Source organism: Streptomyces sp. NPDC086554, from assembly GCF_040686095.1.
Lineage (GTDB): Bacteria > Actinomycetota > Actinomycetes > Streptomycetales > Streptomycetaceae > Streptomyces.
The window spans coordinates 206,571-227,199 of sequence record NZ_JBFBJK010000007.1 but is presented as its reverse complement, the minus strand read 5'-3'; the positions used below and the strand labels follow the sequence as shown (position 1 = coordinate 227,199).

22 protein-coding genes are annotated in these 20,629 nt (G+C 70.8%); 5 read left to right on the top strand and 17 right to left on the bottom strand.

Going from position 1 to position 20,629, the window contains the following annotated elements; translation table 11 throughout:
• Nucleotide 1 precedes the first annotated feature (1 nt).
• From AB0O76_RS14065 to AB0O76_RS14055, 3 genes are read left to right on the top strand one after another with little or no spacing between them, the layout of a single operon-like run.
• On the top strand, nucleotides 2-127 hold the full coding sequence (locus AB0O76_RS14065) for a hypothetical protein (protein ID WP_365489463.1): 126 nt from the start codon (nucleotides 2-4) through the stop codon (nucleotides 125-127).
• 6 nt (nucleotides 128-133) lie between these two features.
• Entirely contained in the window at nucleotides 134-295 is a 162-nt protein-coding gene (locus AB0O76_RS14060) for a transposase (protein WP_365489790.1), read from the top strand.
• 29 nt (nucleotides 296-324) lie between these two features.
• The gene (locus tag AB0O76_RS14055; RefSeq protein ID WP_365489787.1) at nucleotides 325-864 is read left to right on the top strand and encodes a transposase; all 540 of its coding nucleotides are present in this window, start codon (nucleotides 325-327) and stop codon (nucleotides 862-864) included.
• Between the two features lie 107 nt (nucleotides 865-971).
• Here AB0O76_RS14055 and AB0O76_RS14050 read toward each other — a convergent pair whose 3' ends face one another.
• Entirely contained in the window at nucleotides 972-2,006 is a 1,035-nt protein-coding gene (locus AB0O76_RS14050; protein WP_365489460.1) for a LacI family DNA-binding transcriptional regulator, read from the bottom strand.
• Between the two features lie 194 nt (nucleotides 2,007-2,200).
• On the opposite strand from AB0O76_RS14050, the gene AB0O76_RS14045 reads away from it, so the two are divergent.
• A complete protein-coding gene (locus AB0O76_RS14045; RefSeq protein WP_365489457.1) occupies nucleotides 2,201-3,250 on the top strand; it encodes a LacI family DNA-binding transcriptional regulator in 1,050 nt (349 codons plus the stop codon).
• A 134-nt stretch (nucleotides 3,251-3,384) separates the two neighbouring features.
• Here AB0O76_RS14045 and AB0O76_RS14040 read toward each other — a convergent pair whose 3' ends face one another.
• Genes AB0O76_RS14040 through AB0O76_RS14025 form a run of 4 tightly spaced genes read right to left on the bottom strand, consistent with a single transcriptional unit; the run spans nucleotide 3,385 to nucleotide 8,106 of the window.
• The gene (locus AB0O76_RS14040) at nucleotides 3,385-4,803 is read right to left on the bottom strand and encodes a glycoside hydrolase family 32 protein (RefSeq protein ID WP_365489455.1); all 1,419 of its coding nucleotides are present in this window, start codon (nucleotides 4,801-4,803) and stop codon (nucleotides 3,385-3,387) included.
• A gap of 32 nt (nucleotides 4,804-4,835) precedes the next feature.
• Entirely contained in the window at nucleotides 4,836-5,699 is an 864-nt protein-coding gene (locus AB0O76_RS14035; protein ID WP_365489784.1) for a carbohydrate ABC transporter permease, read from the bottom strand.
• A 23-nt stretch (nucleotides 5,700-5,722) separates the two neighbouring features.
• Entirely contained in the window at nucleotides 5,723-6,667 is a 945-nt protein-coding gene (locus AB0O76_RS14030) for a sugar ABC transporter permease (RefSeq protein ID WP_365489452.1), read from the bottom strand.
• Nucleotides 6,664-8,106: an extracellular solute-binding protein gene (locus AB0O76_RS14025; RefSeq protein ID WP_365489450.1), complete on the bottom strand. Its 1,443-nt coding sequence runs from the start codon at nucleotides 8,104-8,106 to the stop codon at nucleotides 6,664-6,666. The genes AB0O76_RS14030 and AB0O76_RS14025 overlap by 4 nt, the downstream gene beginning before the upstream one ends.
• 178 nt (nucleotides 8,107-8,284) lie before the next feature.
• Between AB0O76_RS14025 and AB0O76_RS14020 the strand changes: the two genes are divergently transcribed.
• Nucleotides 8,285-9,856, top strand: a complete 1,572-nt coding sequence (locus tag AB0O76_RS14020) for a glycoside hydrolase family 32 protein (protein WP_365489448.1) — start codon at nucleotides 8,285-8,287, stop codon at nucleotides 9,854-9,856.
• Between the two features lie 4 nt (nucleotides 9,857-9,860).
• Here AB0O76_RS14020 and AB0O76_RS14015 read toward each other — a convergent pair whose 3' ends face one another.
• From AB0O76_RS14015 to AB0O76_RS13960, 12 genes are all read right to left on the bottom strand, one after another.
• Complete coding sequence (locus AB0O76_RS14015; protein WP_365489446.1) at nucleotides 9,861-10,937, bottom strand: mechanosensitive ion channel family protein; 1,077 nt, start codon at nucleotides 10,935-10,937, stop codon at nucleotides 9,861-9,863.
• Nucleotides 10,938-11,054: 117 nt separating this feature from the next.
• Complete coding sequence (locus AB0O76_RS14010) at nucleotides 11,055-11,954, bottom strand: hypothetical protein (protein ID WP_365489443.1); 900 nt, start codon at nucleotides 11,952-11,954, stop codon at nucleotides 11,055-11,057.
• Nucleotides 11,951-12,961, bottom strand: a complete 1,011-nt coding sequence (locus AB0O76_RS14005) for an SPFH domain-containing protein (protein WP_365489440.1) — start codon at nucleotides 12,959-12,961, stop codon at nucleotides 11,951-11,953. Before AB0O76_RS14005 ends, AB0O76_RS14010 begins: the two co-directional genes overlap by 4 nt.
• A gap of 87 nt (nucleotides 12,962-13,048) precedes the next feature.
• Nucleotides 13,049-13,342: an SAM-dependent methyltransferase gene (locus tag AB0O76_RS14000; RefSeq protein ID WP_365489437.1), complete on the bottom strand. Its 294-nt coding sequence runs from the start codon at nucleotides 13,340-13,342 to the stop codon at nucleotides 13,049-13,051.
• Between the two features lie 5 nt (nucleotides 13,343-13,347).
• Nucleotides 13,348-14,058, bottom strand: a complete 711-nt coding sequence (locus AB0O76_RS13995; RefSeq protein WP_365489782.1) for an Asp/Glu racemase — start codon at nucleotides 14,056-14,058, stop codon at nucleotides 13,348-13,350.
• A 107-nt stretch (nucleotides 14,059-14,165) separates the two neighbouring features.
• A complete protein-coding gene (locus tag AB0O76_RS13990) occupies nucleotides 14,166-14,657 on the bottom strand; it encodes a MarR family winged helix-turn-helix transcriptional regulator (RefSeq protein WP_365489434.1) in 492 nt (163 codons plus the stop codon).
• Between the two features lie 39 nt (nucleotides 14,658-14,696).
• Nucleotides 14,697-15,548: an alpha/beta hydrolase gene (locus AB0O76_RS13985; protein WP_365489431.1), complete on the bottom strand. Its 852-nt coding sequence runs from the start codon at nucleotides 15,546-15,548 to the stop codon at nucleotides 14,697-14,699.
• Complete coding sequence (locus tag AB0O76_RS13980) at nucleotides 15,545-16,201, bottom strand: isochorismatase family protein (RefSeq protein ID WP_365489429.1); 657 nt, start codon at nucleotides 16,199-16,201, stop codon at nucleotides 15,545-15,547. Before AB0O76_RS13980 ends, AB0O76_RS13985 begins: the two co-directional genes overlap by 4 nt.
• Nucleotides 16,198-16,875: an SRPBCC family protein gene (locus AB0O76_RS13975; protein ID WP_365489426.1), complete on the bottom strand. Its 678-nt coding sequence runs from the start codon at nucleotides 16,873-16,875 to the stop codon at nucleotides 16,198-16,200. Before AB0O76_RS13975 ends, AB0O76_RS13980 begins: the two co-directional genes overlap by 4 nt.
• Nucleotides 16,875-17,402 carry a (2Fe-2S)-binding protein gene (locus AB0O76_RS13970; RefSeq protein ID WP_365489423.1) on the bottom strand — a complete coding sequence of 176 codons (528 nt, stop codon included), beginning with the start codon at nucleotides 17,400-17,402 and terminating at the stop codon, nucleotides 16,875-16,877. Before AB0O76_RS13970 ends, AB0O76_RS13975 begins: the two co-directional genes overlap by 1 nt.
• On the bottom strand, nucleotides 17,399-19,759 hold the full coding sequence (locus tag AB0O76_RS13965; protein ID WP_365489421.1) for a xanthine dehydrogenase family protein molybdopterin-binding subunit: 2,361 nt from the start codon (nucleotides 19,757-19,759) through the stop codon (nucleotides 17,399-17,401). The genes AB0O76_RS13970 and AB0O76_RS13965 overlap by 4 nt, the downstream gene beginning before the upstream one ends.
• The gene (locus tag AB0O76_RS13960) at nucleotides 19,756-20,604 is read right to left on the bottom strand and encodes a xanthine dehydrogenase family protein subunit M (protein WP_365489418.1); all 849 of its coding nucleotides are present in this window, start codon (nucleotides 20,602-20,604) and stop codon (nucleotides 19,756-19,758) included. The genes AB0O76_RS13965 and AB0O76_RS13960 overlap by 4 nt, the downstream gene beginning before the upstream one ends.
• Nucleotides 20,605-20,629: the final 25 nt, after the last annotated feature.

Genomic DNA, 20,629 nt, shown 5'->3' with positions numbered 1-20,629 from the left:
CATGCTGCCGCGTTACCACTACCCCTCGGACCTGTCCGACCTCGAATGGGTCCAGCTCGAAGGCCTCCTGCCCGTCCCCGCCTGCCAAACCGCCAAGGGCGGCGCGCCGGAGAAGTGGCCGCGCTGACGGGTCATCGACGCGATCCGCTACATCGTCGACAACGGGACGAAATGGCGCGCTCTTCCCGCCGACTTCGGCATCCCCTGGCGCACCGTGTTCGGGTATTTCGCGCGCTGGGCGAAGCGGGCGTCCTCACGAAGATCCTCGACCAGCTGCGGCGGCGCATCCGCCTGAACAGCGACCGCTGCCCCTGGCCAGTCCGCGTGATCATCGACGCGCAGTCCGTCAAGGGCGCCGAAACCGTCTCCAGTGCCACTCGCGGCTATGACAAACGCAAGGACATCAACGGGAGGAAGCGCCACCTCATAGTTGATCAAGATGGCCTCTTCGTCGATCTCCTCGTCACGCCCGCGGACGTCCAGGAGCGGGCCGCCGCCCACATCCTGCTCACCCGCCTGCACGCGGCTCACCCCGAGATCGTGCTGGTCTGGGCCGACAACGCCTACGGCGGAGTGGAGTTCACCGCCTGGGCGCAGAACACTCTCGGCATCACGATCAAGGTCGTGCCCCGGCCGGACGACGCGAAGGGCTTCATCTTGTTGCCGAAGAGGTGGGTGGTGGAGCGGTCGAATTCGTGGACGATGCGGGCCCGCCGCAACACGAGGGACTACGAACGCCTCATGTCTCACTCCGAAGCCCACATCCAGTGGGCCTTCATCACCCTCATGACCCGCCGCCTCGCCCGCCAACACCGCCGCTCCGCGGCGGCGCTGGCCCAGGAACAGCTCACAGCGGCCGCCTGACCTTTGGCGTTCGCCTTTCCGTCCCGTCGACGCCGAACCGAACGGGAAATGGGATCACCCTCGCAGATCATGCCTACAACCTGCACGAAGAGATGTGACACAGCTTCTCAGCGGGCCCCCGCCGGCGGGCGGACCGAGTCCCGGGCGACCACGGGGCACGTCAGGCGGCGCGCGGCCGCACGGTCCACCGGCTCACCCGCTTCGGAGGCGTCGAGCAGCATACGGACCGCCGTCGCGCCCATCTCGTGGTGCGGGAGCGCGATCGTCGTCAGGGCCGGGACCAGGCGGTCGGCCATCTGGTCCTGGTCGTCGTAACCGACCACCGAGAGATCACCGGGTACGTCGATGCCCAGACGGGCAGCGGCGAGCAGCGTGCCCATGGCCACCCGGTCGTTCGCGCAGACCACACCCGTCGGCCGGGCGGGACCGTCGAGCACCCGCAGCGCCGCCGCGTACCCCTCGTCGATCTGCCAGCCCGCGCGGAGCACCCACTCGTCGCGGGCGGTGATCCCGGCGGCCCGCAGTCCGTCGCGGAAGCCGCGGGCCCGGTCCGACGCGGCGATGTCACCGGTCGAGCCGCCGAGCAGGGCGATGTCGCGGTGCCCCGCCTCGATCAGCACGTTCACCGCGGAACGGCCGCCCGCGCGCTCGTTCGGCACCACCGACGCGTACGAACCGGGCTCGAGCGGCAGGCAGTTGGCGAGCACCGTGCGCGACGGGTCGATGCCATCGGGCACGGCGGTGCGGCGCATCGACATCGCCGCGTACACGATCCCGTCCACCCGGCGGGCCCGCAGCTCGGCGACCGCCTCCGCCTCGGCGGCCGGATCGAGCCGGGATTCCAGGAGCAGCACCTGGTGCCCGCGCTCACGGGCCGCCTCCATCGCACCGAGCACCAGACGGCCGGCGAAGGGGCTCGTCGCGATCTCGTCGCTGAGCAGTCCGATCACCGCGCTGCGCTGCTTGCGCAGCGAGCGCGCCACCTCGTCGGGACGGTAACCCAGCTGGTCGGCGGCCTTCCTGATGCGCGCCTGGGTCTTGGCGGAGAGGTTCCCCGCGGCGCGGCCGCTGAACACGAAGGACACGGCGGCGCGTGACACCCCGGCAAGCTCGGCGACATCGCGGGCGGTGGGGCGGCTCACGTCGCGTCTCCTCCTGGTGTGTGACTGCGGGCGACAATCGTCACGGCCAGTATCGCCGGAACGTCCGGCCGTACCGGGACGCAGGGGTCGCGACCCCGGCAGGACCCATCGGACAGGCCCTAGGCTGACGTGGATCAAGGTGGAGCACCCGTGCGGCATCGAAGGGGGCGGGGAACATCGAGAGCGCCGACAGCGTGAGCAGGGACGCGGACAGGCCCGAGCGGCCGACGTCGAAGGACGTCGCGCGTCTCGCCGGGGTCTCGCACACCGCCGTCTCCTTCGTCTTCAACGGCCGGGCCGACGGCAATCTCTCGCCCGCGACCCAGGCGCGCATCCGCAAGGCCGCCGAGCAGCTCGGCTACCGGCCCAACGCCGTCGCCCGTGGCCTGCGCCGCCGCCGAACGGCCGTGATCGGCCTGGTCACCGACCACATCGCCTCGTCGCCGTTCGCCGGTGCGCTGCTGCGCGGCGCGATGGAGACCGCCTGGGACCGCGAGCACCTGGTGCTCACCGTCGACTCCACCGGCGACCCCGCCAAGGAGGACGCGGCCGTCGCCGAGCTCCTCGACCGGCGGGTGGACGGCATCATCTACGCCGCCATGTCCCTGCGCTCGGCCCGCGTCCCCGTGGGCCTGAACCGCACCTTCGCGGTGCTCGCCAACTGCCTTCCGGACGACGGGTCGCTGCCCGCGGTGATCCCCGCCGAACGCTCCGGCGGCCGGGCGGCGGCCAAGCTCCTGCTCGACGCGGGGCACCGCAGGATCGCCCTGGTCGGCGGGCTCGACGACATCGCGTCGACGGAGCGCCTGCGCGGCTTCCGGGACGCGCTGCGGACGGTGGGGGAGCGGGCGGGCAAGGACCGGATCGTGCGCGGGGGAGGCGAGATCTCGGCCGGGTACGAGGGAGCGATGCGCCTGCTGGACGGCGTGCCGGCAGAGCACCGCCCCACGGGCATCGTCTGCTACAACGACCGGGTCGCGGCGGGCGTCCTGCACGCCGCGGCCCGTCTCGGCATCGACGTCCCCGGCGAGCTTTCGTTGGTCGGCTACGACGATCAGGAGCACATGGCGGGGTTCCTGGACCCGCCGTTGACCACGGTGGCGTTGCCGCACCGTGCGATGGGAGAGGTGGCGACGGGGCTGCTTCTGGACGCCATAGAGAACGCCACGCCCCCCGCCGTGGAGGTCCGGCGTCTGGAGTGTCCTGTGGTGGTGCGTGACTCGGTGGGGCCGCCTCGTTCGTGAGGGCGCGGGGTACGAGGCGCGGGGCGCGGGGTGCGGTCCGACTGCGGGCGCGTCGTGGCTTGCCGCGCCCACGCGGCGGAGCCGCACATGTCACAGCCCCGCGCCCCTGCGGGGCGCTTCTTGCTGAGGCCCGCTCACTCGTGCCCCGGCGGTATCACTTCCCAGCCGGTGACCCTTGCGCCTTTTCCGTCGACCGTCAGTTCGGCGACGTCGTCCGGTCGCCGGTACACCCGTTCCGTTGCCACCGCGCGGTCCGCCACGAAGAGTTCGAGCAAGGAGCCGTCGACCAGGATTCGGGCGTCAAGTCCCCCTGAAGGGGAGGGAGTTGAGCTTAGTGTGATCGGTGCCGTGCCGTCGGGGCGCTCGCGGGGCCAGGCTGTGCGGTCCAGTGTTGCCGTGCCCGCCGCCGGGTCGAGCGTCAGCGTCAGCTCCGCGCCCGATGTGGCTCGCAGCAGCGTGACCGTGGTGGGTGCGGCGGCGGTGATCTCGATGTCGTACGCGACAGGGAGCGGTGTACGGCCTGCCCCCGGCTCCGTGAGGAACGGCTCCGCCGCGCGCAGGAGTTGGAGTTCCGGCGCCGGGGTGACGCGTACCCTGCCGTCGGGGTGCGTGCCGACCACGCGCGGTGCTGTCAGGACGCCGGACCAGCCTGCCTCGTCCACTTCCCGCTGCCCCCGCGCCTCCCAGGACCAGCCCCAGAGCAGATTGCGGCCCGCCTCGGTGTCGTGCAGGACGGCGGGCGCGTAGCAGTCCCTGCCCAGGTCGAGCGGACCGCCGACGCGGGGGGTGAATCCAGTCAAGTCGCCGTCTGTAGATGTGATGAGACGCCCCGTCAGATACGCCGTCGACAGGGGAGAGCCGTCCCACAGCGACACCACCAGCGTCCAGTCGCCGCCGTCCCCCTCGTACAGCTGGGGGCACTCCCAGCCCACCGCGCCGCCGCCGAACGTCTGCTCCGCCACCGGATCGTGCCCGTCCACCAGCACCCCGGCGAAGCGCCAGGACTTGAGGTCGTCGCAGTCGTACAGGAGTACCGACGGTGTGCCGTCGGCGTGGCCCGCGCCGACCACTGCCCAGCGGCGCCCGCCGTACCGGAAGACGAACGGGTCGCGAAACATCGTCACGTCCAGGCCCGGTGGCGGGCCTGGCACCACCGGCTCGGGGAGCGTGCGCCAGGTCGTCAACTCCGGGGATTCCGGGGCCACTTGGGCCAGGCAGATGGTGCCGAGCCCGGTGTGTTCGTGGTCCACGCCGGTGTAGACGGCGGTGGGGATGCCCGCGTCGTCCACCACGCAGCCCGACCAGCAGCCTCCCTCGTCCGGGCCGCCCGGTGTCGGGGTGAGCGCGATGGGGTGGTGCTCCCAGTGTGCGAGGTCGGCGCTGGAGACGTGGCCCCAGTGCATGTTCGCGTGCATGGGAGCGTCGGGGTTGTGCTGGTAGAAGAGGTGGTAGCGGCCGCGCCAACGGAAGGGCCCGTTGGGGTCGTTGATCCAGTTCGCGGGCGGCCTGACCCGGAAGCGCGGGGCGTGGACGTCGGATGTGGGGCGGGACATGCCCGACGGTTCACTTGTGGGGCGGGACATGCTCAACGGTTCACTCCAGCGGATGTGATGCCCTCGCGCAGAGGGCGCTGGCCGACGGCGAAGACGGCGATGGCGGGGATCATGGAGAGCGCGACGCCCGCGAGGACGACGGAGACGGATCCGGTGCCGAGGTTGCCCTGGAGCGAGACCAGACCGAGCGGGAGCGTGAAGTTGTCGGTCGACGTCTCCAGGATCAGCGGGCGGAAGAACTCGTTCCAGTGGTAGTTGAAGGCGAGGACACCCACGATGGCCAGGCCCGGCGCGGCCAGCGGCGCGTACACCGAGCGGAAGATCCGCCAGGGTCCCGCACCGTCGATCATCGCCGCCTCGCCGAGATCCTTGGGCATGCCGAGGAAGTACTGCCGCATCAGGAACGTCCCGAACGCGGTGGGCCAGGCGGGGATGATCAGGCCGAGCAGCGTGTCGGTGAGGCCCATCGACTTCAGGACCAGGAACACCGGCACGATCGTGACCTGCAACGGCACCATCATGGTGGCGAGGACCAGGCCGAAGAGCGGCTTCTTGAAGCGGAACTCCAGGCGCGCGAAGGCGTATCCGGCGAGCCCCGCGGTGATCATCTGTCCGACCGCGATCAGCGCGGTCACCAGGGTCGAGTTGAGTGCGAGCAGCCATACGTCGATCTGCGCGAAGACCTGGCTGTACGCCTCGGTCGTCGGCTCGGACGGGATGATCTGCGGGGGCAGGTTGAAGGACTCGGCGGGGGCCCGCAGCGAGGTGGACACGGTCCAGATCACCGGGCCGAGGGTGAGCAGCGCGACCACGGTCAGGCCGGCGATCCGGGCCCAGGACGCCCAGGACGCCCAGGACGCCCAGGACGACAGGCCGTACTTCATGCCGTACTTCATACGGTTCACAGGGCTCACCCGGCTCACTGGTAGTGGACGAATCGCCGGCTGAGCCGGAACTGGAGTGCCGTGACGGCCAGGATCAGGGCGAAGAGCAGCACGCCGACCGCCGAGGCCTCGCCGAACCGCAGCTGCTCGAAGGCGCTCTGGTAGATGACCATCACGACGGTGCGGGTGGAGTCGCCGGGCCCGCCGTCGGTGAGGACGTACGGCTGCTCGAAGACCTGAAGGGCGTTGATGATGCCCACCACCGAGGCGACGAGGAGGGTGGGGGAGAGCAGGGGCAGGGTGACGGCGAGGTGCTTGCGGATGCCGGTGGCGCCGTCGAGCGAGGCGGCCTCGTGGATCTCCTTGGGGATGTTGTTCAGGCCCCCGACGAAGAGCAGGAAGGAGAAGCCGAACTGCTGCCACACATAGACCAGGACGACCGCGGCCATCGCCGAGTCCTCCGAGGTGAGCCAGGGGACCGGGTCGATGCCGACATGGCCGAGCAGCCAGTTGATCACCCCGAATTCCTGGTTGAAGAGGTACTTCATGACCACCGAGATGGATGCCGCGGACAGCACGAGCGGGAAGAAGAACGCCGAGCGGAAGGCCGAACGCAGCCAGCCGGGCAGCCGGTTGTTGAGCGTCAGCGCGAGAGCAAGCGCGAGCAGCAGCTGCAGGGCGACCGCGAAGAACATGAAGAGGAGGGTGTTGGTGAAGGAGACGAGGACCGTGTCGTCGGTGAAGGCCTCGCGGTAGTTGTCGGTCCCTGCGAACGTCGGCGACTCGATGACGTCCCAGTGGAAGAAGCTCAAGACGACGGACCCGACGATCGGTACGACGGTGAAGACCAGGACGCCGATGACGGTCGGCGCGAGGAAGAGCGTGGCCAGGAGGCGTGATCCACGGTCTCGGGCGGTGGGACGGGGCGCCTGCTTCTTGACGGCGGGCGGGGCCTCTGCCGTGTGCTGGGTGGTCGTCATGCGTCACGCTCCATGGCCTTCTCCAGATCGCCCTGCAGCCGCCGCAGCGCGGGACGCACCCCGCGCGGATCGGCGAGCGCGCTACCGGTGTGCTTGAGGAGGAGCTGCTCGACCTCGGCGACCTGGGGCGGTGCCGGGATCGGTCCTGTGGTGGGGAACTTGTCGAGGGTGTCGTAGAAGACCTGCCAGTTCGTCGGCCCGGTCTTCTCGTAGCGGGCCGCCTGAACCATCGAACGGCGGGCCGGGGTCGTCTGGTTGGCCTGGAAGAGCTCGGTGAGCACGTCCTTGCGCACGGAGTATTTGATGAACTCCCAGGCCTCGTCCTGCTTCTTGGACGTACGCAGGACGGCGTATCCCGCGGCGCCGAACTGATGGCGCTGGGTGCGCCAGCGCGGGAAGTACTGCACGTCGTACCCGGTGCGCGGCATGCCCGCCGTGTGCAGGCCGCCCGCCCAGAAGCCGCCCGCCGGGGTGACGCCGACGCGGCCGGTGGAGAACACCCCGACCAGGTTGTTGCCGCTGCCGCCCTCGGGGCGTGAGCAGAGCCGGTCCTGGATGAGCGAGGCCAGGTAGTCGTACACCTCCTCGACGCGGTCATGGGTGGCCTGGGGGGTGCGCCAGCGGTAGCCGCCGCCCCGGCCGCGGCGCTGGTCGGCCGGGTAGAAGTCGTTCCACAGCCAGTCGCCGCCGGGGGCCTTGGACTCGACGAGTACGTTCGTGTCGTTGGCGAACAGCCACGGGACGACGCCGCCCCACAGACGGTTGGTCCAGAAGTACGGCGTGAAGTGCGAGCCGCCGCCGCGCTTCAGGTCCCGCAGCAGCGCGGTGAACTGGTCGCGGGTCCAGTCGGGCGGCGGCAGTTCGGAGCCCGCCTTCCGCAGGACCCGGGTGTTGAGGTACATGTCGGCCGCGTTGAACTCGACCGGGAGCTGATAGAGGCTCCCCTCGTACATCATCGACTCGACCAGCGAGGGATGGACGTCCGCGAAGTACTCGCGCAGTTCGTCCGCGTCGCGCTTCACCCAGGCGTCGAGCGCAACCCCGAGACGCTGTGCGAAGAGCTGCACGCCCTCGGTGGCGACATAGACGACGTCGGGCTCGGTGCCCGCGGCGATCTGGGTGAGGATCTTGGCGAAGAAGTCCGACCAGTCGGTGGCCTGGATCGGCAGCAGCCGCACCTTGATGTCGGGGTGCAGCTTCTCGAAGCCTTCGCGCAGGGCGCGCTGCGCGGCCGGATCGATGGCGGAGCCGAGCGTGGCGACGACCAGCGAGTCGCCGTCCCGGCCGGGGATGTCGGCGCCGGTGAGCCGGTCCCAGCTCGCGGCGGTCCCGGCGAGGGCGGCGGCGCCGGCGCCGTAGCCGCCGTAGCGGAGCAGCGTGCGGCGGGGGAAGGTGCGGCGGGGGAAGGTGCGGTCGGGAGGGTGGGGCGAGTCGGTCATCGGAGGGCCTAACTCGTGTTAGTAAATTTCTGTGACCCAGATGATGAGAACCGTGTTGCGCCGGTGTCAAGTCCTCTGCGGCGCTTGACCTTTAACGAGTTAGGTCTACAGTCCTCACCCAGCGCGAACCAGCGTGCGTCACCGTGAGCCGCCAGTGACAGGAGAGTGACGAGAGACGATGCGTGAGATGACCCGAAGGGCGCTGATCCGGGCCGGAGCCGTGGGCGCGGCACTGGCCGCGATACCCGCCGGATCGGCGGCCGCCCTGAGCGCTGCCTCCGCCCTGGACCGCAAGTCCGCCAAGCGGGGCGCGAGTTACCGCGCCGAGTACCACTTCACCGTCCCCGACCAGTGGAAGAACGACCCTCAGAAACCCATCTGGATCGACGGCGAGTACCACTACTACTACCTCTACAACGCCGACTACCTCAGCGGCGGCACCACCACGGGCACCGCCTGGCGCCTGGCCACCAGCACCGACCTGGTCTCCTTCAAGGACCGCGGAATCGCGATCCCCAAGGACACCACCCCCAACGGCGACGTCTGGTCCGGCTCCGCGGTGGTCGACACGGAGAACACCGCGGGCTTCGGCGCGGGCGCGGTCGTCGTCCTGGCCACCATGGAGCCGGACCGGACCGCCAACACCCAGGCCCAGTACCTGTGGTACTCCACCGACAAGGGCCGCACCTTCAAGAACCACGGCACGGATCCGGCCGTCCCCAACCCGGGCGTGAAGGACTTCCGCGACCCCAAGGTGATCCGCGACGAGGAGCGCGGCCGCTGGGTGATGGTGCTCGCCGAGCACACCAAGGTCGGCTTCTACCACTCCGCGAACCTCAAGGACTGGACGTACGTCGGCGGCTTCGTGAAGGAGGGCATCGGCGTCCTGGAGTGCCCCGATCTGTTCCGCATCGCCACCGCCGGCGGCACCGCGAAGTGGGTGCTCGGGGTCAGCGCCAACGGCAAGGCGTCCGGTCTGCCCAACACCTACGCGTACTGGACGGGCGAGTTCGACGGCACCACGTTCACGCCCGACGCGCCGGAGCCGCAGTGGCTGGACCACGGCTTCGACTGGTACGGCGCCGTCACCTTCGAGAAGCACGCCGCGAACGGCGCCGTCGACCCGGCCGTCCGCTACGCGATCGGCTGGCTCAACAACTGGGATTACCCCAACACCACCCCGACCATCGACGCCGACGGCTTCAACGGCACGGACTCGATCGTCCGCGAGATCACCCTGCACCGCGCCGCGTCGGGCACCCACTACCTGGCGTCCCGCCCTGTGCAAGCCCTGGACCAGCATGTCTCACGGACCGTCGATCTCGGCGACGTGACCGTCGACGGCCAACTGGTCCTCGACTACACGGGTACGGCGTACGAACTGTCCACCGAGATCACCTGGGACCAGCTGACCGGCGCGGGCGTCCAGCTGCGCAGGTCCGCCGACGGCAGCAGGCACATCGACGCGGGCGTGTACGGCGACTACGCCTTCGTGAACCGCCGGGGCGCCGCCAACCCCGACACCTCCGGCAAGTGGCAGGAGAGCAAGACCCCCTTCGACGCATCGGCCCACAAGGTCACGCTGCGCGTCCTGGTCGACCGCACCTCGGTCGAGGTCTTCTTCGACGACGGGCGGCACACCCACTCGATGGAGGCGTTCCCCTACCTCACGGACACCCGGCTCGCGCTGTTCACGATCGACGGCAGGGCGGTCTTCAGGAACACCGTGATCCGGGAGTTCACCGTCTGAGCGGTCACGAGGACGAGGCGTCCCGCTGCTGCGGGATCAGGCTCGGCGGCAGCTCTCCCTGCTGGACGTTCACCGTCCTGACCGGCGACGGGACCCGGATGCCCTCGGCGCGGTAGCGCTGGTGGAGCTGCTTGATGAACTCGTGCTTGATGCGGTACTGGTCGCTGAACTCGCCGACGCCCAGGATCACCGTGAAGCTGATCCTGGAGTCGCCGAACGTGTGGAAGCGGACGGCCGGTTCGTGGTCGGGGAGAGCGCCGTCGACGTCCTTCATGACGTTCTCCACGACCTCGGTCGTGACGCGTTCGACGTGCTCCAGGTCGCTGTCGTAGCTGACGCCGACCTGCACCATGATCGACAGGTCCTGCTCGGGGCGGCTGAAGTTGGTCATGTTGGTGCCCGCGAGCTGGGCGTTGGGGATGATGACGAGGTTGTTCGACAGCTGACGCACCACCGTGTTGCGCCAGTTGATGTCCACGACGTAGCCCTCCTCGCCGCTGCTGAGCCGGATGTAGTCGCCGGGCTGCACCGTCTTCGCGGCGAGGATGTGTACGCCCGCGAAGAGGTTGGCCAGGGTGTCCTGGAGGGCCAGGGCGACCGCGAGACCGCCCACGCCGAGCGCGGTGAGCAGCGGGGCTATGGAGACGCCGAGTGTCTGCAGGACGACGAGGAACCCGATCGCGAGGACCACGACGCGGGTGATGTTCACGAAGATCGTCGCCGAGCCCGCAACTCCCGACCGGGACTGGGCCAGGGACTTCACGAGGCGGGTGACCACCCGGGCCGCCGTCAGGGTCGCCGCGAGGACGAGCAGCGCGGTCAGCGTCATCGTGACGTTGCGGCCGGTCCTCGGGGTGAGCGGGAGCGCCGCCGCGGCGACCGCGGCGCCGGCGGTTATCGCCGCGCAGGGGACCAGTGTGCGTACGGCGTCGACGATGATGTCATCGCCGCTCCAGAGGGTCCTGCTGGCCCGTTCACCCAGCCACCGCAGGATGACGCGCAGCAGCAGACCTGCCGCGATGCCGGCGGCCACCGCGATACCGGCGGCGATCAGGTCGTGCCATGTGAGGGCTCGCTCCATCAGTTCATTCTCCAGGTTGTGCGGGCGCGCCGGACATATGTTCGTGTCCGGCGTCGCGAGCGTCATCCTGCCCCATCGGCACACCGCTGCCGCCGGGGGGCCGCACTCAGCCTGCCGTCAACTCACCAGGCGCAGGGCGATGTCCGACATTCCGATGCGGACGCTCTGACCCCAGGTCAGTTCGAGCGCGTCGCTCTCCACCCCGTCGCCGAAGGCGACCAGGCGGTCCGACTCGACGGTGACGCGCAGCCGCTCGGCCGCCGCGAGGACTCCCTCCACGCGGGAGGTCCCGGTCGCGGGCGACGGCCACGCCTCCCGTACGAACCAGATGAGCCTCCGCTCGACGGGGCCTGGCATCGGCAGGGCGCTCCCGCTCTGCTGCCACAGCGAGCGCAGCCAGCCGGTGGCGCCGGTACCGGTGCCGACGAGGACGCCGGAGGAGGCCTGCGCCTCGGGGGTTGCCGTGTCGGTGTCAGGGCCCAGGCGGTAGCGGGCGGTCTGGTGTCCTGGTGGGCCGAGGTAGATCTCGTTGAGGGCGAGCAGCCGCTGGGTGTCGTCGGACACGGCCTCCACCATGGTGAGTTCGTCCACGCCCGCTCCGGGCCCGAGCGCCGCCGCGAGGAGCTTGGCCGCGTCCGCGCCCCGGTGGCGTACGAGAACCCCGGGATTGCGGCCGGGCTCGGTGTCGATGCCGACGACCGGCTGCCCGGCGAGATACTTCGCCGCGTTGGCGACGAGACCGTCCTGCCCGACGACGACCACGACGTCCTCGGGCCCGAAGAGGAAACGGTCGAGATCGGCGCGCTCCACCCGCGCCCGCCGCCACCGCGCGGGTACGGCGGCCGCCACTTCGGCGAGTGTCCGGTGCGTACGGTGATGCCGCTCGGCCACCTCCTGGATGCTCCGGCCGCGCGATGCGAGGAAGAACTCGGCCTGCCCGTGGGTGCCGTGCCGGGCGAGCAACTCCTCGTACTCGGTGGTGCGATGGACCAGGACCGCGCGCGGCGCGAGGCTCATGGGCGTTCACCCGCGCCGTGCCCCAGCTTGGCGAGCAGGCCGGTGATGACGTCGGGGGAGAGGGTGAGGCTCTCGATGCGGGGGACGTTCTCGGCGAGCCGGGTCGCAGCGAGGGCGTGCAGCGTGGCCGCGTCCACCGCGGAGTGCGCGGCGAGCCAGGCGGCCTGGGCCGCGGCCTTCGCCTCGCCGACCGTGCGCGCCGACTCGGCCTCGGCCCGGGCAAGGCGCTCGGTGCGCTCGGCCTCCGCTGTCGCGCGCACGGCGTCCGCCGCCGCGTTCTCCTCGGCCTCGCGGCGTTGGTTGGTGCCGCGCTGCTCCACCAACTCCTCTTCCTGGCGGGCCAGTTCGATGCGGCTGGTCAGCTCGTTCTCCGCGATGGCCTTCTCCCGCTGGACGGCCACGGCACGCCGTTCGTACGTCGCCCGGTCGGCGTCCTGCTGGATGCGCTCACGGGCGGGGGTGCGCAGCGCCCGCTCCACCTCGGGCTCCGGGCGGATCGCGACGACGCGCACGGCCACCACCTCGATGCCGGTGGCGGGCAGCCGGGGCTCCCCGGCGAGGCCCTCGGAGATCCGCTCGCGGACCGAGGTCACGCCGTCGGCGAGCGCTTCGGACAGCGGGGTGCGGGCCAGCACGTCGAGGGCGTTCTGCTGGGCGGACTCCGTGAGCAGAGCGGCGAGTTGCTCAAGGGGTGCCCCGCGCCAGGCTCCGGTGCCGGGGTCGACCGCGAAGTCGACGCGGGCCGCGGCGAGGGCCGGATCGCTGATCCGGTACGTCACCGTGGCCTGCACGGTGACGTCCTGGAAATCGGCCGTACGCGCATGGAAGGTGACCGCCAACTCCCGGTCGTCGACCGGCACTTCGGAGATCGCCGCGCTGAGCGCACGGAACCAGAAGCTGAGCCCGGGCCCGTCGTGGACAAGGCGGCCGCGCTTGTGGAGGCGGATGTGGGCGGTGGGCGCGGAGCGCAGATGGTGCAGCCAAAGACGCCTGGTGATGTCGGCCATGGTGGAATCCCTCCCTGTTCTCGTCGCATCGACGATATGGGGTGCTCCTGCTTATCGTCAAGAAGATGAAAAGGGGAGGGTGGCGGACTACTGCTTGCGGCCCACTCCGGCGTACAGCGGTACCGGAGTCCCGTTCCTGGCCTCGCCCACGCCGAGCTCCGGATGCCAGTCCGGCAGCCACGCGATGCCGGGATCGAAGTCGCTCGCCATCTGGGACAGGACCAGATGGCTGCCCGGCGCGAGCGCGGCCCAGAGCCGCTCCACGATGTCGTACGCGCCGTCGTCATCGCGGACATGCGTCAACTCCCTTGAGGGCGGCGGGCATTCGGGCGTACCCCAGGTGTGGCGGGTGCGCCCGGCCATCGTGCCCGGTCGGTGCACCGCCCTCAACCGTCACTCGGATCCCGCAGCAGACTCCCCGCGCCCGGCACGACCGGCGGCAGGCCGAGCTCGGTGAGGATCCGGTACGCCGTCGCGGTGGCCGCCGTCAGGACGGGCAGGCCCGCGGCGTCCTCCACCGCCTGCACCGAAGCGAGCGACGGCATCTGCACACACGCGGAGAGGACCAGCGCGTCGGCGCGGCTCAGGTCGAGGCGCCGCCAGTGGTCGCGCAGATCGGCGGGGTCCAGGCGGGCGACGGCCAGATTGTCCGGCACCTCCAGGCTGAGCGCGTCCACGACTTCCACCCCGGCGTCCTCGATGTAGTCGACGACCAGCTGTGTCAGCGGCTTCATGTACGGAGTGACGATCGCGACCCGGGACGCGCCGAGCGCCTTGATCCCGTCGAGCAGCGCGCCCGCGCTGGAGATCACCGGCGCCCCGGCGCCCTCGGACCGCAGCGCGGCGGAGATCTCGTCCTCCGCCACGCAGTGGTGGCCAGGACCCTGGGCCATGATCGCGACGAGGCAGGCGGTGGCGACCACGTCGGGCCTGGCGTCGGCGAGTTCAAGGGCCGCGCGCTCGGTCTGCGCGTTCATCGCCTTCAGCTGCTCGGGCGTCACATGCTTCATCCGCATCCGGCTGCTGTGGAAGACGAACCGATCCTGTGGGGCCACGGACTCGCGCTCGCGCAGCATGCGCGGCAGCTCCGTCTCCATCGTCAGGTTCGAGCTGGGCACGATCAGGCCGATGTGGTGGTCGGTCGCGGTCGTCGCCTGCACTGCCACGGGTTCCTCCGGTGTCCGCCGTACGCCATCACGTACGGCTATGAGTCCTCGGCGAGCCCCTCCCAGTGATCGGCGAGGGACGTGAGGAGTTGCATGACTTCTTCGCGCCGCTCATCACCGAACGGCTCGAGGAGCCGCTGGTCGAGTTCGCGGGCACGACGGTGGGAATCGCGGAGGGTGCGTTCGCCCTCCGCGGTCAGATAGAGCAGCTTGCGGCGGCCGTCGTCGGCGGCCGTCTTCCGCACGATCAGCCCCCGGTTCTCCAGGCGCCGTGCCACGTCCGCCATCGTCGACGTGTCCAGGGCCACCGCCGACGCCATGGACCGCTGGTCATGTCCCGGCGAGGCGTCCACGGCCGTGAGCACCGCGAACTGCGGGCCGGTCAGCGTCGGGTCGACCGCACGGATCCAGACCGCGAGATACGCCTGGTACAGACGCCGGACCTGGTAGCCGGGCGCGGCCGTGAGGGCGGCGGGCGGCCCGGGCTGCCCAGCGGATGCAGTCATCGATGGGATGGTTTCGTCAGCCATGGAGCCCACTTAAGCACGGGGGCTGATCGGTTCGTTCGGTCAGGTCAGCATCGGGCGCAGGGCCTCGCGGAGGGCGGAGACGGCCGCTCGCGTGTTGTCCCAGAACAGCATGTGGCCCGCGTCCGGGATCTCGGAGAGGACGGCCGACGGGAGCAGTCCGGCCGCCTCGGCGGCGCCCGCCGCCGTGACCACGGGGCTGTCCGCGCCGTGGAGCAGCGCCGTCGGCCCGGGCACGGACGGCCACCAGTCGAAGAAGTCCTCGGTCTCGAAGCCGCGGTGCGTGGCCGCGACCGCCTCCTCGTCGCAACTGGCCAGCCAGCGGGCTCGCAGCTCCTGCTCCCTGCGGGGCCAGCGCGGCCACGACAGGGCCACCTCGTCGGCGTCCGTACCGCGCCGCGCCTGCGCGAGCTGGTCGAGGAAGGCCGCCAGAGGGGTCGGGTAGGGGCCGCGTCCTGGCCCGCTCATCGGCGGGTCGCCGAGCACCGTGCCGCGCAGCGCCACCTTGCCGCGGACGGCGGTGACCGCGGCGATGCGTGCGCCCATGGAGTGCCCGAACAGCACGGGACGGTCGAGGCCGAGCCCGGTCACGACGGCTTCGACGTCCTCGGCGTACTCCTCCAGGGTGTAGGAGCCGCCGCCGTCGGAGAGCCCGCGGCCTCGCACGTCGAGGACCAACGGGCGTACGAGGTCGGTCAGTTCACGCGCCACGAAGTCCATCGTGACGGCCGGGCTCGTGATGCCGGGCAGGATGAGGAGAGGGGTGCCGGGGCCGCCGTGGTCGAGGACGTGCAGCCGGGTGGTCCCCGAGCGGACCCAGCGGCCGGTGGCGGGAACGTCGTCGAGGTCGGCGAGCGCCGCCTGCGGCAGACAGCGGTCGGGCGCGGCGGTCATGCGGTGGTCCTCCCGGTGAGGGTGCCGAGGTAGTCGATGGCTTCTTTCAGGTCGATGACGTCCCCGTACTTGGCCTGGATGTCGAAGAGGCTCGCCTCGTGCGGACCCGTGGCGCGGTCGCCCACGCACTCACGCGGCACGAGGACGGAGAACCCGCTCTGCACGGCGTCGACCGCCGTCGCCCGCACACAGCCGCTGGTCGTCGCCCCGCACACCAGGAGCGTGTCGCAGCCGATTCCGGTGAGGAGGGCGGCGAGCGAGGTGCCGAAGAACGCCGAAGCGCCCTTCTTCACCACCGTCAAGTCCTGCTCTTGGTACGGCAGTCGGGGATCGAGGGCGACTTCATCGCTGCCCTCGACCAGCGACCGCATGCCCTGCGCCTTGTGCAGCCAGGTGACCGCGTCGCCCGTGGCCTCGGCGGGCGTGTAGGCGATCGCGGTGAAGATCACGGGCACTCCGGCCGGACGACCGCTCCCGATCAACTCCCCGACCGCACCGACCACTTCGGTCAGATCCGCGCCCGACGGGAAGCCGTCCTCGGTGAAGCCGCGCGTGAGGTCGACGACGACGATCGCGGGGCGGCTGCCGCGGCGTACGGGAGCGCCGAATCCGGCCCGTTCATAGGTACGTTCCGTCTCCTGGCCGTAGTTCACGAGGTCCTCCTCGGTGCGCGCAGGGCCGCAAGGTCGCGTGCCTGCGCGCCGAGCCGGCCCAGAAGCCAGCCCTCGAAGACGCCGAAGGCGAAGGCTCCGGCGACCAGGCCGTACTTGGCGGCGGCGGGGCCGATGAGCAGGGACAGGCCGTCGAGTTCGGGTTCGGCCGGTAGCGCGGGGTGATTGGCGCGGGGCGCCGCGGAGGGCAGGGCCGCGGCGGCCGGTGTCCGCTCCTGGTCGAGCAGACTGCCCAGGTTCTGGGCGAACTGCTGCAGGATCCGGTCGGACACCGTGGCGATCGCGCCCTTCCCGAACTGGGCGATCTTGCCCCGGATCACCAGATCCGTGGAGAGCTGGAGCAGCGCGCCCTCGGCGGCCGCGAGCACCTCAAGGGCGACCTCGGCCTCCGCGTCGCCGCTCCCGTGGGTGTCGGCCCCGCGCGCCTGGACCCGCAGCCGCCGTCCCGCAGGATCGACCTCCAGGAAGCGGACCGTGCCCGCGTACGCGGCGCTGATCGGGCCGACCTTGATCTTCACGGAACCCCGCCAGGTGTCTCCGTCGCGTCCGTCGAGCGCGGCGCCCGGCATGCACGAGGCGACCCGCTCGACGTCGTTCATCAGGGCGAAGATCTCGTCGGGCGAGGCCTTCACCGGGACCGAGTTGGTGAGCTGCATCAGGACTCCTTGGGTCCGCGGGTACAGCGCCGGGCGACGGCGCACCCGTCGATCGCCTCGACGATGGTCTGGTAGCCGGTGCACCGGCAGAGGTTGGCGGCGACGACCTCGCGTATCTCGTCCTTGGTCGCCTCGGGGCGCTCGGCGAGGAACCCCTCGGCGAGCATCAGGAAGCCCGGGGTGCAGAAACCGCACTGGAGACCGTGGTGATCGCTGAACGCCCTTTGCAGATCGCTCAGTTCGGCACCGTCCGAGAGCGACTCGACGGTACGGATCCGGGCGCCGTCGGCCTGCGCCGCGAACATCAGACACGCCCGTGCGGGCCGGTCGTCCACCAGGACCGTGCACGCGCCGCAGATACCGTGCTCGCAGCCGACGTGGGTGCCGGTCAGACGCAGATCGTGGCGGAGCACGTCGACGAGGGTGCGCCGGGGTTCGGTGATCACCTCGTGCTGCTCGCCGTTGACGTCGAGGGTGAGCAGCAGAACATCGGTGGTGTTGCCGGTGCCGGTGGTGATGTCGGTCATGGGGAGGGCTCCAGGTTCAGGGCGCGATGCACCGTCTCCGGCGTGATGGGGGTGTGGTCGAGCTCCACGCCCGTGGGGCGCAGCGCGTCGTTGACGGCGTTCAGCACGGCGGCCGGCGCCCCGATGGTGCCGCCCTCGCCCGCGCCCTTCGCGCCGGTCTCGGTGAACGCGCAGGGTGTTTCGAGGTGGTGGATGAGTACGTCGGGGATCTCGTGCGCGGTGGGCACCTTGTAGTCCATGAAGCTGGTCGCCGACGGCTCGCCCTGCGCGTCGTACGTCACCTGCTCGAAGAGCGCGCCCGCGATGCCCTGGGCGATGCCGCCCCGGCACTGCCCCTCCACCACTTGGGGGTTGATGGCGACACCGCAGTCCTCGACGCAGACGTAGCGCAGGATCTCCACCTGCCCGGTGTCTTCGTGGAGTTCGACGACGACGCCGTGGGTGGCGTTGGAGAAGGTCCCGTCGTTCAGGACGTCGAAGGTGGCGGTCGCCGAGAGCCCCGGCTCGATGTCCTTGGGCAGCAACTGCGCCTGGAGATAGGCGACATCGGCCAGTTCCTCGTACGTGAGGACCCTGCCGTCACGGTGCCGTACGCACCCGGCCGCGAGCTCCACCTCGTCCGGTCCTGCCTCCCACCGCGCCGCCGCGATCCGGCGCAGCTTCTCGCCGAGCTTCGCCGCCGCGACGCGCACCGCGCTGCCGCCGATGGTGATGGAGCGGCTCGCGAAGGTCCCGAAGCCGTAGGTGATGCGGTCCGTATCACCCTGATGGAGTCTCACCTTGCCGATGTCCAGGCCGAGTTCATCGGCGACGATCTGGGCCATCGTCGTCTCGTGGCTCTGCCCGTGGCTCATCGTGCCGGTGGTGACGGTGACCGCGCCGCTGGTGTCCATCCGCACCTCGGAGATGTCGAAACCGGGGACGACCCGCATCTTGCGCTGCGCGAAGGCGGCGGAGCCGTAGCCGGTGCGCTCGCTGAAGCAGGAGTAGCCGATGCCGATGTGGCGGCCTTCCGCCGCTGCCGCGGACTGCTTCTCGTACCAGCCCTCGTCCTTGACGAGCCGCTCGCACAGGTTCAGCGACTCCAGATAGGAGCCCGGGTCGTACGTGATGTTGTTGACGCCCGTGTACGGGAACTCGGTGATGACGTTGCGGCGCCGGATCTCGACCGCGTCCAGGCCCAGTTCACGGGCGGCCCGCTCGAAGAGCCGCTCCATCACCATCACGTACTGCGGCCGGCTCACCCCCCGATAGGGCGCGGTGGGCGCCTTGTTGGTGGTGACCGCGCGGCCGCGCACCCGGTATGCGGGCACCTTGTAGACACCGGGCATCTCCGCGGACGCCATCAGCGGCTCGATGCCCGCCGTGAACGGATAGCAGGAGTACGCACCCATGTCGCACACCACATCGGCATCGAGCCCGAGGATCCTGCCGTCCGCGTCGAAGGCCGCGCGCACGTCGTAGTGCTGCTCGCGGGCGAGGAACGACGCGGACAGGGCGTCCTTGCGGTCCTCGATCCACTTCACCGCCCTGCGCAGCCGCAGCGCCGCAGCGGCGGCGGCGATCTCCTCGCGCCCGACGACGCACTTCTGGCCGAAGCCGCCGCCCATGTCGGGCACCACGACCCGGACCGCGCGCTCGTCGAGACGCAGGCATCCAGCGGCCACCGTCCGTACCAGGTGCGGGACTTGGGTACAGGTCTGCACCACGAGCTGTTCCTCGCGGTCGTCCCAGTGGGCTACGGCGCCTCGCGTCTCCAGCGGCAGTGCGTTCTGCCGTCCGGTCCGCGACTCGACGTGGACGACACGGGCGGCGGTGTCGAAGATCTCGTCGATGCCGTCCGTGGCGAAGAGCGAGACGTCCACCAGGGTGTTGCCCGCGGCCCCGTCGTGGATCAGGGGAGCACCGGCCGCCAGGGCCTGCGCCTCGGACATGACCGGTGGCAGTACGGCATAGGCGACCTTGGCCGCCTCCAGGCCGTCCTCGGCTGCGTACGCGTCACGCGCCACCACGATCGCGACGGGCTCCCCGACATAGCGCACCCGGTCGCGGGCCAGGACCGGCGTCGCGGTCGGTACGAACTCGCTGAGCGGGCGGCCCAGTTGGGCGGTGATGTCGGTCAGGTCCAGGTCGTCGGCCATGAACGCCGCGACCACGCCCGGCACTTCACGCACCGCCGTGAGATCCACCGATGTGATCTCGCCGTGCGCGACCGTGCTGCGGACGAACTGCGCGTGCAGCATGCCCGGGAGCGCGATGTCGTCGACGAAACGCCCGCGCCCGGTGAGCAGACGTGGATCCTCGCGTCGTGCGACGGAGCGGCCGACCAACTGCCCTTGTTCCACTGGCTCGTTCATCGGGACATCGCCTCCTCGCAGGCGCGCCGGACCAGCGTGCGGATGAGCTGCTTGCGGTAGTGGGTGCTGCCGGACGCGTCCGCCGGCGGATCGACGGCTTCGGCCGCAGCCGCGGCGCACTCGGCGAAGGAGCCGCCGCCCGCGAGGACGGCCTCCGCCTGCGGGACCCGCGTCACCGCCGCGGCGACCCCGCCGAGCGCCACCCGACCGCCGCGTACCGTGCTGCCCCCGACGTCGAGGTCCACAGCGGCGGAGACCAGGGCGAAGTCACCCTGCCGTTCGGCGAATTCGGTGAGCGCGGCATGCGGCGCCGGGCGCGGGAAGACGATCTCGACGAGGATCTCGTCGAAGTCGAGTGCGGTCGTGTAGTAGCCGAGGAAGAAGTCACCGGCCGCGATCCTGCGCTCGCCGCGCGGACCGCGGGCCACGAACTCGGCGTCCAGCGCAAGCGCGAGCAGGCACCACTCCGCGGTGGCGTCGGCGTGCGCGATGCTGCCGCCGACGGTGCCACGGGTGCGGATCGGCAGATGCCCTATCCACCGCATGGCGTCGCGCAGCACCCTGAAGTCCGCCCCGAGCCGCCCCGCCGGGTCGCGCTCCACCGTGTGATGGGTGGTGAGCGAGCCGATACGCAGCTCGCCCCCGCCATTCGTGTGGAGCCGGTCGAGCTCCCGCAGGCCGCCTATGTCGACCAGGTGCCGGGGCCGGGCGAGCCGGAAGTTCATCATCGCGACCAGGCTCTGGCCGCCGGCCACGACCTTGGCGTCGTCACCCAGCTCGGCGAGCAGCCGGGTCGCGCCGTCCAGGTCGCGGGCGCGGTGGTAGGCGAAGGGGGCGGGCTTCATGGTCCTCCTGTCGTACGTACGGTGC

Excerpts from the sequence above, each read along its gene's own strand:
- AB0O76_RS14065 (WP_365489463.1), top strand. The coding sequence starts at position 2 with ATGCTGCCGCGTTACCACTACCCCTCGGACCTGTCCGACCTCGAATGG.
- AB0O76_RS14040 (WP_365489455.1), bottom strand. The coding sequence starts at position 4,803 with ATGTCCCGCCCCACATCCGACGTCCACGCCCCGCGCTTCCGGGTCAGG.
- AB0O76_RS14035 (WP_365489784.1), bottom strand. The coding sequence starts at position 5,699 with ATGAAGTACGGCATGAAGTACGGCCTGTCGTCCTGGGCGTCCTGGGCG.
- AB0O76_RS14030 (WP_365489452.1), bottom strand. The coding sequence starts at position 6,667 with ATGACGACCACCCAGCACACGGCAGAGGCCCCGCCCGCCGTCAAGAAG.
- AB0O76_RS14025 (WP_365489450.1), bottom strand. The coding sequence starts at position 8,106 with ATGACCGACTCGCCCCACCCTCCCGACCGCACCTTCCCCCGCCGCACC.
- AB0O76_RS14020 (WP_365489448.1), top strand. The coding sequence starts at position 8,285 with ATGCGTGAGATGACCCGAAGGGCGCTGATCCGGGCCGGAGCCGTGGGC.
- AB0O76_RS14015 (WP_365489446.1), bottom strand. The coding sequence starts at position 10,937 with ATGGAGCGAGCCCTCACATGGCACGACCTGATCGCCGCCGGTATCGCG.
- AB0O76_RS14010 (WP_365489443.1), bottom strand. The coding sequence starts at position 11,954 with ATGAGCCTCGCGCCGCGCGCGGTCCTGGTCCATCGCACCACCGAGTAC.
- AB0O76_RS14005 (WP_365489440.1), bottom strand. The coding sequence starts at position 12,961 with ATGGCCGACATCACCAGGCGTCTTTGGCTGCACCATCTGCGCTCCGCG.
- AB0O76_RS13995 (WP_365489782.1), bottom strand. The coding sequence starts at position 14,058 with ATGGAGACGGAGCTGCCGCGCATGCTGCGCGAGCGCGAGTCCGTGGCC.
- AB0O76_RS13990 (WP_365489434.1), bottom strand. The coding sequence starts at position 14,657 with ATGGCTGACGAAACCATCCCATCGATGACTGCATCCGCTGGGCAGCCC.
- AB0O76_RS13985 (WP_365489431.1), bottom strand. The coding sequence starts at position 15,548 with ATGACCGCCGCGCCCGACCGCTGTCTGCCGCAGGCGGCGCTCGCCGAC.
- AB0O76_RS13975 (WP_365489426.1), bottom strand. The coding sequence starts at position 16,875 with ATGCAGCTCACCAACTCGGTCCCGGTGAAGGCCTCGCCCGACGAGATC.
- AB0O76_RS13970 (WP_365489423.1), bottom strand. The coding sequence starts at position 17,402 with ATGACCGACATCACCACCGGCACCGGCAACACCACCGATGTTCTGCTG.
- AB0O76_RS13965 (WP_365489421.1), bottom strand. The coding sequence starts at position 19,759 with ATGAACGAGCCAGTGGAACAAGGGCAGTTGGTCGGCCGCTCCGTCGCA.
- AB0O76_RS13960 (WP_365489418.1), bottom strand. The coding sequence starts at position 20,604 with ATGAAGCCCGCCCCCTTCGCCTACCACCGCGCCCGCGACCTGGACGGC.